The organism is Ideonella lacteola (assembly GCF_038066555.1).
Classification (GTDB): domain Bacteria; phylum Pseudomonadota; class Gammaproteobacteria; order Burkholderiales; family Burkholderiaceae_C; genus Ideonella; species Ideonella lacteola.
Genome location: NZ_JBBUTG010000012.1, coordinates 207,757 through 222,280 on the forward strand (window position 1 = coordinate 207,757; position 14,524 = coordinate 222,280).

15 protein-coding genes are annotated in these 14,524 nt (G+C 67.2%); 10 read left to right on the forward strand and 5 right to left on the reverse strand.

The features are described 5' to 3' along the window. The first annotated feature begins 7 nt into the window (after positions 1–7). From AACH06_RS18950 to AACH06_RS18975, 6 genes are all read left to right on the forward strand, one after another. The gene (locus AACH06_RS18950) at positions 8–2,467 is read left to right on the forward strand and encodes a serine/threonine protein kinase (protein ID WP_341427318.1); all 2,460 of its coding nucleotides are present in this window, start codon (positions 8–10) and stop codon (positions 2,465–2,467) included. Positions 2,468–2,490: 23 nt separating this feature from the next. Next, positions 2,491–2,874: a DUF2946 domain-containing protein gene (locus AACH06_RS18955; RefSeq protein WP_341427319.1), complete on the forward strand. Its 384-nt coding sequence runs from the start codon at positions 2,491–2,493 to the stop codon at positions 2,872–2,874. Between the two features lie 89 nt (positions 2,875–2,963). Next, positions 2,964–3,167: a hypothetical protein gene (locus tag AACH06_RS18960; protein WP_341427320.1), complete on the forward strand. Its 204-nt coding sequence runs from the start codon at positions 2,964–2,966 to the stop codon at positions 3,165–3,167. 122 nt (positions 3,168–3,289) lie between these two features. Continuing rightward, complete coding sequence (locus tag AACH06_RS18965) at positions 3,290–4,270, forward strand: MbnP family copper-binding protein (RefSeq protein WP_341427321.1); 981 nt, start codon at positions 3,290–3,292, stop codon at positions 4,268–4,270. Then, positions 4,267–5,457: an MbnH family di-heme enzyme gene (locus tag AACH06_RS18970; protein ID WP_341427322.1), complete on the forward strand. Its 1,191-nt coding sequence runs from the start codon at positions 4,267–4,269 to the stop codon at positions 5,455–5,457. The genes AACH06_RS18965 and AACH06_RS18970 overlap by 4 nt, the downstream gene beginning before the upstream one ends. A 31-nt stretch (positions 5,458–5,488) precedes the next feature. Next, on the forward strand, positions 5,489–6,715 hold the full coding sequence (locus AACH06_RS18975; protein ID WP_341427323.1) for a hypothetical protein: 1,227 nt from the start codon (positions 5,489–5,491) through the stop codon (positions 6,713–6,715). Between the two features lie 13 nt (positions 6,716–6,728). On the opposite strand, the gene AACH06_RS18980 is transcribed toward AACH06_RS18975, so the two are convergent. Beyond that, on the reverse strand, positions 6,729–6,911 hold the full coding sequence (locus tag AACH06_RS18980) for a hypothetical protein (protein WP_341427324.1): 183 nt from the start codon (positions 6,909–6,911) through the stop codon (positions 6,729–6,731). A gap of 328 nt (positions 6,912–7,239) precedes the next feature. After that, positions 7,240–8,133: a DMT family transporter gene (locus AACH06_RS18985; protein ID WP_341427325.1), complete on the reverse strand. Its 894-nt coding sequence runs from the start codon at positions 8,131–8,133 to the stop codon at positions 7,240–7,242. Between the two features lie 153 nt (positions 8,134–8,286). Between AACH06_RS18985 and AACH06_RS18990 the strand changes: the two genes are divergently transcribed. The 3 genes from AACH06_RS18990 to AACH06_RS19000 all read left to right on the forward strand — a co-directional run bounded on the left by AACH06_RS18990 (position 8,287) and on the right by AACH06_RS19000 (position 11,199). Further along, positions 8,287–8,496 (forward strand): hypothetical protein, encoded by a 210-nt coding sequence (locus AACH06_RS18990; RefSeq protein WP_341427326.1) that lies wholly within the window; start codon positions 8,287–8,289, stop codon positions 8,494–8,496. A 254-nt stretch (positions 8,497–8,750) separates the two neighbouring features. Then, positions 8,751–10,067: a D-Ala-D-Ala carboxypeptidase family metallohydrolase gene (locus tag AACH06_RS18995; RefSeq protein WP_341427327.1), complete on the forward strand. Its 1,317-nt coding sequence runs from the start codon at positions 8,751–8,753 to the stop codon at positions 10,065–10,067. Positions 10,068–10,269: 202 nt separating this feature from the next. Next, the gene (locus AACH06_RS19000; protein WP_341427328.1) at positions 10,270–11,199 is read left to right on the forward strand and encodes a polysaccharide lyase family 7 protein; all 930 of its coding nucleotides are present in this window, start codon (positions 10,270–10,272) and stop codon (positions 11,197–11,199) included. A gap of 76 nt (positions 11,200–11,275) precedes the next feature. Here the strand turns inward: AACH06_RS19000 and AACH06_RS19005 are convergent, their stop codons facing one another. Next, complete coding sequence (locus AACH06_RS19005) at positions 11,276–11,932, reverse strand: pyridoxamine 5'-phosphate oxidase family protein (RefSeq protein ID WP_341427329.1); 657 nt, start codon at positions 11,930–11,932, stop codon at positions 11,276–11,278. Between the two features lie 105 nt (positions 11,933–12,037). Between AACH06_RS19005 and AACH06_RS19010 the strand changes: the two genes are divergently transcribed. Next, the gene (locus AACH06_RS19010) at positions 12,038–12,820 is read left to right on the forward strand and encodes an AraC family transcriptional regulator (protein WP_341427330.1); all 783 of its coding nucleotides are present in this window, start codon (positions 12,038–12,040) and stop codon (positions 12,818–12,820) included. 374 nt (positions 12,821–13,194) lie between these two features. Here the strand turns inward: AACH06_RS19010 and AACH06_RS19015 are convergent, their stop codons facing one another. Further along, a complete protein-coding gene (locus AACH06_RS19015; RefSeq protein WP_341427331.1) occupies positions 13,195–13,716 on the reverse strand; it encodes a GFA family protein in 522 nt (173 codons plus the stop codon). Between the two features lie 48 nt (positions 13,717–13,764). Continuing rightward, positions 13,765–13,968, reverse strand: coding sequence for a hypothetical protein (locus AACH06_RS19020; protein ID WP_341427332.1), 204 nt, complete (start codon positions 13,966–13,968; stop codon positions 13,765–13,767). Positions 13,969–14,524 lie beyond the last annotated feature (556 nt).

Here is a 14,524-nt window from a genome sequence, read left to right on the forward strand (position 1 = left end):
TTCGATCATGAACGCAGCATCGGGTGCCGGTCACCGTGATGTGCCCGCGCCGGAAGAGGCGGCTGCCTCTGCGTGGCTGGGCCGGCGCGTGGGGGCTTACCGGCTGGTGCGGCTGATCGGCCGAGGCGGCATGGGCCGCGTCTTCATGGCCGAAAGGGCCGACGGCCAGTTCGAGCAGCGGGTGGCCGTGAAGCTGGTGCGAGAAGGCATCGGCGTGCCGGGGCTGCACGGGCGCTTTCGGGCCGAGCAGCAGATCCTGGCGAGCCTGGATCACCCCAACCTGGCCAAGATCATCGATGGCGGCATCACCGACGACGGTGTGCCGTACTTCGTGATGGAGCTGGTGGAGGGCGAGCCCATCGACGCCTATTGCGAGCAGCGGGAATTGCCGCTGGCCGAACGCCTGCGGCTGTTTCGAAGCGTCTGCCAGGTGGTGCACTACGCGCACACCCGCGGCGTGGTGCACCGTGATCTGAAGCCGGCCAACATCCTGGTGGGTGCCGAAGGCGCCGTGAAGCTGGTGGACTTCGGCATTGCCCGCCGGCTGGACACCGACAACACCGCATCGCCCGAAACGGGCCTGTTGCGGCAAGCCATGACGCTCGAATACGCCAGCCCTGAGCAGGTGCGCGGCGAGGCCGCCACGCCAGCGAGCGATGTGTTCTCGCTGGGCGCCGTGCTGCATCGGCTGCTGACAGGCGCGGGGCCGTATCCTGCGCTCGGCGCCCGCAGTGCCTACGAGCTGGCCCGTGCCATCTGTGAAGACCAGCCCGTGCCGCCCAGCCGCGCGGCCTCGACACGTGCCTGGCGGCGCCAGTTGCGCGGTGATCTCGACGCGGTCGTGCTGATGGCCCTGCGCAAAGAGCCCTCGCACCGCTATGGCTCCGCCGAGCTGCTGGCCGACGACGTGTTCCGCTGCATCGAGGGCCTGCCCGTGCGCGCCCGTGGCGGGGCCTGGAGCTACCGCGCCGCCCGATTCGTGATGCGCCACCGGGTGGCGGTGGCCGGCGCGCTGGCGGTGAGCCTGGCGATGGTGGCAGGCCTGGGCCTGGCCACCTACCGCGGCTTGCAGGCCCGGGCCGAGCGCGAGCGGGCGCAGCAGAACTTCGACAGCGTGCGCAAGCTGTCCAATGTGTTCATGTTCGATGTCTACAAGCAGATCGAGTTCGTGCCCGGCTCGCTGCAGGCGCGAACCATGCTGCTGGACACGGCGCTCGCCTACCTGAAGAAGCTGAATGCCGAGTCGCAAGGCGATGCCTCGCTGCAACTCGAGATCGCCGAGGGCTACGCCAACATTGGCGACATCCAGGGCGGCCTCGCCGCCAACCTGGGAGACAACCGTGGTGCCTTGGCGAGCTTTGACCAAGCCATGGCGCTGGTGCGGCCGTTGATGGAAGCGGCCAGTCCGTGGCAGGCGCAGGCGAGGGCCCAGTTCGTGTCCATCACCGCCAAGAAAGGAGGCCTGCTGATGGCCTCGGGCGCCTGGAAAGAGGCCGAGGCCATCGAACGCGAAGGCCTGCGGGTGGCCCAGGACATGGCCGCGGCGGCCCCATCCGATGTGGAGGTGCAGCGCCGTTTGGTGACCCAGATGTCGGTGCTGGCGCGCCTGTACCTGCGCTCGGGCCGCGTGGCCGATTTCGACGCGATGCATGCCGAGTACCTGCGCAGCGCCCAGAGCCTGTTCGACAGCCGGCCCAACGACCCCGATCTCGCAGCCGACCTGGGGGCGGCCCTGATCATGCGCGCCGTGAACCTGATGCAGAACGTGGCCACGCCGGAATCCCGGCGCGCCGCGCTGGGCGAGTACCAGAAGGCCGTCCAACTGCTGGAACCGCTCTACCAGAAGAACCCGTTGCACACCAAGGTGGCTGCCACCTTCGGCCGTGCGCATGGCTACATGGGGCACCTCTATGTGCTGCTGCTCGAACCGAAGCTGGGGCTGGAGCACCTGGGCCGCGCGGTGGAGGTGGCGGAGGCCGTGGCCGCCATCGACCCCAAGGACGTTCACAACCGCAAAGAGCTCGCCGAAGCCCACGGCCGGCTGGCGCAGGCCCACTTCGAGTTGCTCGACCCCGAGGCGGCGGTCAAAGGGCTGCGTCGCTCGCTGGAGGTGTTCGATGGCCTGCCCGAGGTCACGCAGGATGAGGTGACCATCCAGTACAACCGTGGCATGACGCACCACCTGATCGGGCAGGCGATGGAGGCCGCCGCCACGCCTTTGTCGATGCGGTCCCGCTTTCCGGCTCGCTCGCCGGCGCCGGTGACCCTGCTGCCACCCAGCGCCGAAGCCTGCGAGCACTACCGCACCGCCAACGCGATGATCGAGGCCAACCTGCAACGGCGCCCGAACAACGCGATGGTCAAGGAAATGGCCAGCCGTGCGGGGCGCTCTTTAGAGCGTTGCTCTGCCGCGAGCAGCCCGCCGAAGGCAGTGCGAAGCGCCGCGTCATCATCGCCTGGCGCGTGAGGGTGCCACTACAATCGCGCGTCATGCAAAGCGCTCGTGCTCACCGCCGGCTTGTCAGCTGGATGGCCATCTTGGCCATCCTGATGGCCTCGGTGATGCCCGCGTTGGCGCATGCGCTGAGTTCGGCCGATGCGCCGCCGTGGTCCGAGGTGTGTTCGGCGCAGAGATCGACCACCTCGCAAGACGACGAGGCCGCATCTGGCAGCCAGGCACAGGTGGTTCACCTGTTCGCGCATTGCCCATGTTGCGTGGGCCACGCGCCGGTGCTGGGCCTGCCGCCTGCGGCCGATTTCTCCGTTTTGCGGCTGGACCTGAAGGACGAGTTCCCCACGGCGTTCCTGGCCGCCCCACGCACGCTGCATGCGTGGGTCAGTGCGCAGCCTCGCGCACCCCCACTGCGTTCCTGATCGAGTGAAGACGCTCCAGGAGGTCGCATGACCTTCTGGCAACGCACGCACCGCGCGCCAGGCTTCGCCCTGGCCATCAGGAGTTGACTTTGAATTTGAATGAACGCGTCATGCGCGCCATGGCGCATGGGGTCATGGGCTGCGCCATGGGCATGGTCATCTGGATCGCATGGGAGGGCCTGCAGGTCATTTCGGGCGAGCGAAAGATCGCCGCGCCGCCTCGATCCTCCACGGCGTCCGTGCCGACCGGACCACTCGTGCATCGCCTGGGCTTGCTCGACAAGAGCGCCTGACGAGCCCCGTTTCCCTTTTCCCCTTTTCGTTTCCGATCCCGCTACAGGCCCCAGCGCTGCGGCATGGGCTCAGGCCCACGCCGCAGGCGCGGCCGTGTCTATTCATCTCTCAAGGAGTTTCCATGCACACGATCCATTCCACGCTCCGTCGCCGAGTGGCGCACAGTGGCAGCCCGCTGGCGGTCTGCTTGTTGCTGGCCGCGTGCGGCGGCGGTGGCTCTGACGGCGCGTCCGAGCCCGCCGGCTTTGCAGGCGGCAATGTTGCCCTCGACTTCACCGCCGTGGCCGGCGGTACGGCCATCGATTGCGGCACGCCGTCGATTCCCGATCTGGGCACCACCCGGGCGAGTGCGCGGCTGCAAGACCTGCGCCTTTACGTGTCCAACGTGCGCTTTGTGCGCGCCGATGGCTCCGAGCAGCCGATGACGTTGACGGTGGCCGCGAGCAACGACGCCTGGAACGCGACCAAGGGCAGCGACAGCGTCACGCTGATCGACCTTGAAAACGCCACCGGTGCCTGCGACACCGGCAGCGGCACGGCGGCCACCAATGCACGCGTTGCGGGCAGCGTGCCTTCGGGTGACTACGTCGCCATGCGGTTCACGCTGGGCGTGCCGCAGGCGTTGAACCACCTTGATCCGATGGACGCGGCCACGCCGCTGGCGCTGACATCGATGGCCCTGGGCTGGAACTGGACCACCGGGCGCATCTTCTCCAAGATCGAGGTGGCCGACCCCCAGCGTGACACCACGCCGACGTGGAGCGCGCCGGTCTTCACCGCGCACCTCGGCGCGGGCGGCTGCTCAGGCGATCCGGGTGCGGGCACGCCCGCCGTCTGCAGCCGACCCAACCTCGCCACGGTCACGTTGGGCAGCGCCACCTCGCCCTTCGACCCCACGAAGCAGAAGGTCGCCATCGACGTGGCCGCGCTGGTGGCGGGCAACAACGTGACGGCGAACGCCGGCGGCGCATCGGGCTGCATGTCGGCGCCAACCGATCCGGAGTGCGCCGCGATGTTCCAGGCGCTGCAATTGGGGCTGAACGACGGACTGCCGGTCAACGGTGGCGTCGGCCAGACCGTCTTCTCCGCCATCGCGCGATGAGCTGGCACCGCTTCCTTCGCGGGCTGGGCGCCGGAGCCTGCCTGGCGTGGCTGCTGACTGCCTGTGGTGGGGGCGGTACCACCGTCACCGATACGTCGGGGGCGGATGGCGATGTCACGCTGGACTTGCCTGGCCATTTCCCACAGCCCCAGGCGGCGGCTGACAACCGTCTCACCGCGGCCAAGGTCGAATTAGGGCGCTTTCTCTTCTACGAGCGCCGCCTGTCCGGCAACGGCCAACAGTCCTGCAGCAGCTGCCATCAACAGGACAAGGCCTTCACCGATGGCCTGGCGAGCTCGGTGGGCTCCACCGGCATGACGCACCCACGCAATGCGCAGTCGCTGGGCAACGTGGTCTACAACGCCACGCTGACCTGGGCAGGACCGGCGCTGGTGGCCCTCGAATCGCAGATGCTCGTGCCGATCTTCGGCACTGATCCAGTCGAGATGGGTGTCAACGATGGCAACAGTGAGGAGGTGCTGGGCCGTCTTCGGGCCGACAGCGGCTACGTGGCTCGCTTCAGCCAGGCGTTCCCCGAGGCCGTGGGGGGCAGCGAGCCGCTGATCAATTGGCAACGGGTCGTTCAGTCCATCGCCAGCTTTCAGCGAACACTGATCACCGGTCGCAGCAAGTTCGATGAATACCGGGCGGGACGCGTGCAGCTCACGGCCCAGGAAGAGCGCGGCCGGGTGCTCTTCTTCGGTGAGAAGGCCGAGTGCTTTCATTGCCACGGCAGCTTCAACTTCAACGACCAGGTGGTGCACGCGGGCAGCCGGCCCGGCTTCATCGAAACGCCGTTTCACAACACCGGCCTCTACAACATCGACGGTCGCGGCGCATTTCCGGAGCCCAACCGCGGCCTGTTCGAGACGACGTTTGCGCCGGGCGACATGGGGCGCTTTCGCGCGCCGAGCCTGCGCAACGTGGAAGTGACCGGGCCGTACATGCACGACGGCAGCATCCGCACCCTGGAGGACGTCCTGGACTTCTACGCCGCCGGAGGCCGGCTCATCGCCAGTGGCCCCTACGCCGGTGACGGCCGCCTGAACCCCTTCAAGAGCGAGCTGGTCAGCCGCATCAACCTCAATTCACAGGAGAAGGCGGACATCGTCGCCTTCCTCCGCACTCTCACCGATCATGCTTTCCTCACCGATCCTCGGTTCTCTGATCCCGCGGCCGGGCGATAGACCCCGCGTAGTGTCGGCGCGCGCACGGCCCATGATGGTGGCGCACGTGGCCGCGGTCGCCGCCGGTTTGATCGTCGCCCTCTGCGGCTCGGGCCGAGCCCGGGCCCACGAGGTCGAGCCCGACGCCATTCCGGATGCAGGTGTGCGCGTGGCCCTCGCGGCCGCAGCCACGCTGGCCGATGCGCGCCAGCCTTGGCCCTCGTCCCGACTGCCTGGCGTGCTGGACACCGGCCAGGGCTGGCGTGACAGCCGGGGCTTGGCCCTTGAATACGCGGTGGCAGACCTTGCAGGCCGTGTGGCCCCGGCCCTCGCGTGGCAATGGGCCATGGGGCTGCACGACCGCGACGATCCGCATGTGGAAGCAGCCTGGTTGGATTGGCGTGTTTCCGACGCCGTCTACCTGGGCGCCGGGCGCAACACGGTGCCGACCACGCCAGCGTTGAGCCAGGCCGGCCACCTCGACCGCTTTGCCGCCGTGCCGCTGGCCAAACGCGCCTTGTTCGATGGCAATTGGACGGACGACGGCATCGTGTTGGCGTGGCGGCCAGCTGAGCCTGCGGCAGGATGGCGGCCCTCGCGCGCCAGCGTGGGCCTTTGGCGCGGCCAAGCCTTCCCCGCGGGTGGCCGGGAGCCCGAGTCGATCGGTGACTTGCCCATCACGGCCAGCGCCGGATGGGTGCTGGCCGAGGCGTGGTCGCTCGACGCCTTCGTGGCCCGCATGACGCCCATCGCACGCGGGCGCCTGGTGCAAGCCGATGGTGCAGGGCACACACACGGGTCGCCGACCTGCGAAGACACGCTGACGGGCCGTGCATGCTTCGATGGCCGGGTGAACCTGTGGGGCGGCACGTTGGCCTGGAGGCCGAACGCTGATTGGGCGTTGAGCGCAACGGCGTTGGTGCGACATGAATCCGGTGCGCTGTACTCGTCAGGCGGCGACGCGAACTACCGGGGGCGGCTGCAGGGCTGGTGGGCTGACGCCGTCTGGCGCCTCGATACCGATTGGGAGCTGGCGGCCCGCGCCGAGCGGTTGGCGGCCCGCCACGACCTGCGAGGGCCGGGTGCGAGCTTGGTCGCGGCCGATGCAGGCCTGCAGGGCAACCGCCCGAGCAGCCGCATGTCTCTGGCCGCCACTTGGCTGGGCATCGAGGGCGTTCGCTGGAGCCTGGAGGCCGGCGACGATCACGTCGGGGCTGACGAGAATCCCTATGTGATGCTGCGCGCCGTGTGGCGCTTCAGCACCGAGTGGGGCTGGTGAGACGGGGCGTTTGTCATGGGCCGGGACAGACGAGGCCAGGGTTCGACACGAGATAACGTTCGCGCAGCGCAGTGGCCTGCGCGTCTTCCTCGGGTGTCAGCGCCTGGTACGGCGGGCGCTGACGCCAGCCGTAGCCCCAACGATAGGGCGTCTGCCAGTACGGGCCGCCACCCACGCGCACCCCGGCGAACATCACCTCGGCCAGTTCGGCGCTGCCTGTGCGCGCCTGTACGCATTGGCGAAGGGCCTCGTCGGCGGCCAGCCGTTCTTCGGCGGTGCCGCCACGCCAATAGGCCAGATCGTGGGCCAGGCAACAGCCGCACCAATCGGCAGAGCCGATGGGCGCGCGATCGGGGAACGAGCTGCAGCCATCGGTGCTGAAGGGCTCGATGGTGGTCGATGCCGATGCCGATGCCGATGCCGATGCAGGGGCGGCCGCGCAGCCGCCGAGCTAGGCTGCGATCAACAGCCCCATCGTGCAGCCGGCACCCAGGCGCTGGAGCCTGTTCAAGCGCGACACCATGTCAGCGGCGTGCCAGCCACACGCCAAACACGGCGACCACCATGCCGACGAGTGACAAGCCGGTCAGCGTCTCGTGGAAGAGCGCCCAGGCGATCAGGGCGGTGGCCGGCGGTGTGAGATAGAACAGGCTGGCCACGTTCACCGCGCTGCCTCGCCGGATCAGCAGGTTCAGCAGGCTCACCGCGCCGAGCGACAACACGAGCACCAGCCAGGCCAGTGCGAATATGAACGAGCCGCTCCAATGGATCTGCATCGTCTCGCTGGCGTAGGCGGCCAGGGCCGTGACGGCGAGTGTCGGCAAGAACTGGATGACTGAGCCGGTGCGCAGATCGAAGCTGGGGCAGAAGCGCTTCTGGTACAGGGTGCCCGCGGTGATCCCGAGCAGGGCCACCACCGCCGGCACCAGCATGGGCAGCAAGTGCGCAGCATCTGCACTGGCCGCTGCCTTGTGGGCCACCACCATGCCCACGCCGAGAAAACCGAGCGCCAGGCCAGCCCACTGGCGCGGCTCGACCCGCTCGCCCAGCCACGTGCCGGCTCCGAGCGCGGTGAGCACCGGCTGCAAGCCGACCACCAGCGCGGTGACGCCCGCGGGCAGCCCGTGGGCAATGGCCGTGAACACGCCGCCCAGGTACACCGCATGCACCAGCAGGCCGGACACACCGATGTGCAGCCAGGCCCGCGGCTGTGAGGGCCACGGCGCCCGGGTGAGCGTGGCGATGCCCGTCATCAGCACCAGCACGATCAAGTAGCGAACGCTGAGAAAGGTGAGCGGTTCGGCGTCCGGCAGGCCGAACTTCGCACCGATGAAGCCGGTGCTCCACAGCAGCACGAAGAGCAGGGGATAGAACGATGCCGGCAGGGTGGGCTGGGCGCGCGCCGCAGAGGCTGTCATGTCGGTGGGAGAAGGCTCGAAGCCCGCAAGTGTCGCCCGTCAGGCATGGGCGTGGGGCCCGCGGGGCATCTCGCCGCCATTCGAATCCCGCGTGTTGGGGTACGCTGCGGCGGGGCTGAATGGGCTGCAAGCCATGGCGAGGCTTGGCGCCAGGTGCTGGGCCAATGGCGTGGCGAGCCGGCCTGGCTGCAGGCTGAAGAGGTGCCTGATGGCGACGAATGCCAGCAGCCCATGGCCTTGGCGGCGCAGCTTGAACAAGGCCGTGATTCGACGACCGAGATGAACTTCGGTGGCGGTGGCAGCGCCTATGTGTTTCGCTGCACCTGCGCCTCGGGTCGCGCCAAGATGCTGTGGCAGTGCTGAGGGCCCGCGGTCATGGCCTGCACGGGAGTGCACACCGCCTTGCCGCTTGACGCGCCGGGATAGCCGTCCGTTCGCGTGCGCGCCATCGAATCGAACCCTGATCCGAAAAATCGTCGACGACGATTTGTGATCGCGTGCCTACGATGAGGGCGCGGGTGAAGGACAGACCTGTCCACATCAGCCCGCAGCGCGCGGCCGCGCTACCGATGCGCCGCGCGGCAAATCCTTCCAATCCAGAAAAGGAGTGTCCCGACATGAAGCATCTGAAAGTAGCGTTCCTGGGCACGCTGTGTGCGTTGGGTGCGGCGCCGGCGTGGTCTGCCTGCGGAGACTCTCGCGATTCCATCATCCGCGAGTACGACACCTACAACGTCAGCCTGAACCCCACCTGCTCGAACTTCACCAACCGGCGTCGCACCGAGTACTTCGCGTTCTCTGAGCTGGAAACGGGTGACTACTCGTGGGCGCTGCTGCGCACACCCTTCATGGCCGCGAAGTCGACCGGCTACGGCGTCGACAAATGGCGCTACGAGTATGGTGGCCCGCGCTACACCAACAGTGTGTACCGCAACCCTGCGCGCAACAGCCGGGTCGGGGGCGCTTCGCAGAGCCGCCACATGTACGGCGATGCGGCCGATCTGGACAACCGCAGCAACACCTCCTCGGAGTGGAACAACATGTACTACGCCGCCGGCCGGGCGCACGCCGATTGGCGCGAGCCGAGCAACGGGCCTTGCGGCTATGCCTGCAACCACGCCGATTGGCGCTCTCACTCTGGCGGCTATGCCACTCTCGTGGCCCAGCGCTCGCCGATGTGGCCGGCGGCCGTGGCCGCCGCGCAGGCCAAGCTGGCCTCGGTCGACCTGAGCCTGGCGAATTCAGTGGATTGGTCGCAGCGGGCCGCGGCGCTGAACCAACTGCTCGATGTGGTGGGCGGCCCGGAGACCCTGGGCTTTCGAGCGGGTGACGTGGGCGACCTGTTGTCGGGCATGACCTCGCCCGAGGCCCTGCAGGTGCGGGCGATCCTGATCGACATGCTCGCCCAGGAAAACCGTGAGGTGCTGGAAGAGCAGCAGCCCATCAGCGAAGAACGCAGCGAGTACCACGCCGCACTGACGGGCCTGGTGGCCAACCTGCGAGATGGGCGGGCGCTGGGGGCTCTGGTCGCCGCCTTGCCCACGGGCTACATGGCACAGCGTGGTGTGGCCCTGCTGGGCAACGTGGCCGTGCCCGCACTCGCACAGGCTTTCGGCACCGGTGTTGAGCCGATGCAAGCGGGGGCGCTGCACGCGCTGGAGGCGTTGCTGGGTGGTGCCGACGTCACGCTCTCGGGCCCGAACCGGCGCGCCGCGGTGGCGATGGTGCTGGCGGCGTTGAGCAGCGACAGCTTCAACCTGCGCCTGGCGGCGGTGCCGGCAGCGGCCAGCCTGGCGCGGGTGGAAGCGCGCGTGGCCGCCACGATGCGCGAATTGGCTGAAACCGACCCGCATCACAACCTCGATCCCGAAGGCGTGTCACCCGTCTTCCCGGTGCGTGCGGCCATTCACCAAGCCCTGGCAGCGGTGAACTGATACCAGGCGCGACAGGCTCGTCGGCAGGTGCCACCTCGAATGGGGTGGCACGTGTCGCAGCCCTTGATGGTTTCTACGCGGTGATGCCACCCACACCGCGTTGGTAGGATGGCCGCCGCTTCATGGCGACGACCGGGTGGCACCACGCCACAGGTGGTGATCCGGCGCCGAGAGGATTCGATCAACTTCAGAAGTAGCGAAGATGATGCTCGACACTCGAAAGATCGCCGTGGCCACGGCACTGATGCTGCCGTTGTGCTGGGTGGTTCCGGCGGCGGCTCAAACCTACCCGGCAGACAAGCCCGAGCTCGAGTACCTGGACTACTGGCGCCTGGACACGAACTACCCCACGGCCGGCCGCTATACCGACGCCAAGTCCAAGAGCCCCAAACAGCTCGACACCTACACCGACCCGCTCTTCCGCGTGATCACGGGCGGCGGCGTGCAGATGGATGCCCGCTTCGGCGGTGCCGTCACCAGCACGGGCACAGCGTACCCGCGCACCGAGCTGCGCGAAATGGCCAGCGCCAAGACCGAGGCCGATTGGGATTGCAAGAGCAAGGCTAAGACGATGTCTTTGCAGCTGCGCATCAAGCAGACACCTCGGTACAAACCTGAAATGTCGGTCGCTCAGATTCACGATGCCGACAGCGACAACCTTGAAGTGCTCTACGTGTACGACAAGGCGCAGAACGGCAACGCGTTTCCGGCGCCCGGCACGCTGGGCGACAAGGGCAAGATCATCGTCAAGTTCAACGGCGGCCGCAGCCCCGACGAGGTGCTGGACACGGCGCACGTGGTGGGAGACAAGTTCCAGCTCACTGTGCACGCCAACGACACCTTCGCCGGCAAGGGCAAGATGGCGGTGGAATACACCAACGTGTCTCAGGGCAAGTCCAAGGCGAGCACGAAGGTCTCATTCGACAGCAGCACGCAACCGGGCTGCTACTTCAAGGCCGGCAACTACGCCCAGGCTTGCACCCGCAAGTTCATCGACGGCAGCACCAACCCGACCTGCAACGACAAGGACTTCCCGCTGTCCAATGGCTACACCTGGGAGCCCGATGCCAGTCGATCTGCCGTGAGCACGATGGTGCTGTACAACCTGACGGTGAATCCGAAGGGCAACTGATTCAGGGCGCGTGGCCGATGGACTGCGCGACGGGCGCTGGTCCCCTCGGCCCGCCCCAGAGCGTGGCGGTTCCGCATCAATACAGATCGGTGCGCACCACCTGTTGATAGTGGTTGTCGACCTGCACGATGTCGTCGTCGCTCATCGCTTCGGCGCCGCTCAAGCGATTCAGTTCTGACACCATCTGGCCCACCGAGGGCAGCGCATGGCGGGCCACACGCGAATCGTCGTTCCACAGCTTGGCCCGGTTGATGGCTTTGCCGCAATGAAACAGCACCTGATCGATGGTCACCACGGTCGCCGTCTTGGGATGGCGCTCGCCTTCCTTCAGCGTCGCCAGCAGTGCGGGCTCGGTCGAAATGCGACCACGCCCATTGATGCGCATGAAGATTTCAAGGCCTGGGAACAGAAACAGCATCCCCAGGCGATCGTCGCGCGCCAGATTGCGAAGTGATTCGATCCGGTTGTTGCCAGGCCAGTCGGCGTAGGCGATTGTTCGGCTGTCCAGCACGTGAACGAATCCCGGCGGACCACCGCGTGGCGATGCATCGAGACCGCCCTCGCTTCCCGTTGCCAGGCAGAAGAATGTCGCCACCTTCAGGTATTCCATGTGGAACGGCACAAGGTGATCCAGCACGGCCTTCTGAATTCTCTCGGCCGGCGGATCGTAGAGCGCATCCAAGTCCGGCGTCGGGAATTGGCGGCCTGGCTGGGAAGTTCCACTCATCGTCATCGTTCAATCTCCTCGGGGGCGCCTCACGGGCGATGAACGAGAGGATAGGCATCAGGTTTCTGGCGGCTGTACAACGATCCGGACAAGAAGTATCAAAATGCCGCCATGAGCCATTGGAACTTGGAGCTGGATGCGCGAGACAGCGCGGACGAACCCGTCTTGTTCGTCATGGCGGGAAGCGGCGTTGAAGAACGGGCCACCGAGCCCCACCAGCACGCGCGCGGCCAGTTGTTCGGCTCGCTTCGAGGCTTGCTCACAGTGGGTCTCGAAAACGGCGTGTGGGTCGTCCCAGCCATTCACGCCGTTTGGATCCCGCCACACCACCAGCACTCTGGCAGAACGCACGGCCCCTTCCATGGCTGGAGCGCCTATGTGGCGGAGTCGGCATGCGACAGCTTGCCCAGCCAGCCTTGCGCCCTGCGCATCTCGGGCCTGCTTCGCGAGGCGGTACTGCGCGCCAGCCAATGGCCGATCGCACCGCTCGATGGGCCGAAATCGCGCGTGGCCGACGTGATCCTGGACGAGATCCGGACCCTCCCGGTCGAGCAGTTGGGCCTACCGCTGCCCCGCGAGGCTCGCCTGCAGCGCATAGCGAGGGCCTTGATCGCCAACCCGGCCGACGACCGTGATCTGGAAAGCTGGGCCGCCTGGGCCTCGGTCAGCTCACGCACCTTGAGCCGGCGCTTCGTTGCGGAGACCGGTTTCCATTTCACCGCGTGGCGCCAACGGGCGCGGCTGATGCGGTCGCTCGAGATGCTCGCGTCGGGCATGCCGGTCACCGCGATCGCGCTCGATCTGGGCTATTCGACGGCCAGCGCCTACATCGCGCTGTTCCGCCGCACGTTCGCAGAGACCCCGGCAGCTTTTCGGCTTCGACTTCAGCACTGAGCTCGTGCGTCAGACTTGGGCGTGTTCACACTACGGAGCCCCGATGCGTTGCCACCAGAACCGGTCGAGCGCAAGGCGCAAAACGAAGCCGGGGTGCGGCCCCTGGCGAGGCTTTGCAACGCCGCGGGCGGCTGGGTTTGGTGGCAACCCTTCGGGAACGGGCCGTCCAGGGCGCATGGCGGCGTTGCCCACCTTGCCCAGGCACCAGCCTGGGCGGCGTCGGGCGCCTTGCCCTGCCTCCCTGGACAAACCGTTCGCACGGGGCTGCGTAGTGTGAACACGCCCTGGCCCCCTGAGGCTGGCATGCAGCAGCACCCGCTGTGGCGAAAGATCAAACCCTGGGCCTGCTACAGCCGGTCTGTCTGACGCAGGGATTAGGCGTTCCCTTTGAGCGACGCCAGATACGCTTCGATGGCCGGGAGCAGTTTCTGCCGACGCGCCAGGCTCTCGGGCGGCCAGCAAGCCTCTCGCTCGTAGTACTCAGGCACGGCCGGGGTTCCCGCGGGCAGTTGAACCCACGGCTGTTTGGTCTCGGTGAAGATGTGGATGTCCGGAGGCAGCAGATCGGGATCGTCAAGCGTGCCAACGCGGACGAACTTCAACACCGGCCCCGCGCCCGCATAGTGGCTCCACACGGCCACCCGGCACCTCGGGCAGCGCGCGATCTTCTGGCCCGCACCGCTGTGGGAAGGCGTCTCCACGATCTCGGGCTCGACACCGAGGTTGGCCACACGATCTGCCTCGATCATGGCGTTGAGTGCGAACGATGCCCCTGACTCGCGCTGACACCAGCGACAGTGGCAGCAATGCACGAAGAGGGGGCGGCTCTCCATCCGGTAGCGTACGGCTCGGCAGTCGCAACCGCCTTCGGCGGGAAAAGTGTCTGGTGTGGCCATGGCAAAGAGCTTCGTTCGTGAAGGCCGACCTGTCTGCTCACCCCGCAGTCAACCCGCGGACAGCAGGGGGGGCTGGGTCAGGTCGGCGTCGATGTTCATCAAGGCGCTCGCCAGCGTCAGCTTGCGCCAGAGATGATCGGGCATCTCCATGATGGCCTCGGGCGTCTTCGCCCTCGCGATCCAGGCGCTGATCTCGGCGTGCTGACCCGCAGTCAGCAGGCTGCGGCTCAACATTTCGTCCAGTGTGTACACGAGGTCCCCCTCTTGATCGAAGTCTTTGGGCAGCGGTGCGCTGGCGTCGATGGTATTCGAGCGAAGGTCTCGTCGGCGGGGGCCGCCGGAAAGCCCTGGGACTCTCCACTTGTGCATTGGGCCATCGAACGGCCGATCCGGAACGCCTGCCAGCGGCGCTCACCGGGCTTCGTCCTCGTCGAGGTCAACGCCCTTCATGTGGATGGAGAAGAGCGCTGCGCGGTGGGCGTGACGGGTGGCGAAGGGTTATGGGTTTCACGCGGGGCTTTGCGCAGAGGTTCAGCCGGATGCGCGGGCGTCGCCGGATCGTGCAGCTGTCGTGAACATCCAAGCTTTGGTGCGCCCCAGACACAGATCGCCCACGGCGCCTTGCCGGTGAGCGGCCTGCTGCGTGAAGGCGTCGTCCTAGGGAAGGTCTGCAGAAATCGCCCGGCCTGGTGCTTGGCGGGAAGCTGAAGTGCTGAGACGATACGGCGCATGAAACAACACAGCCTGGGCCTGGGGACGACGGCCAAGCGCACGAGGCGACGAGAGTTTCTCGAGGAGATGGAGCGCG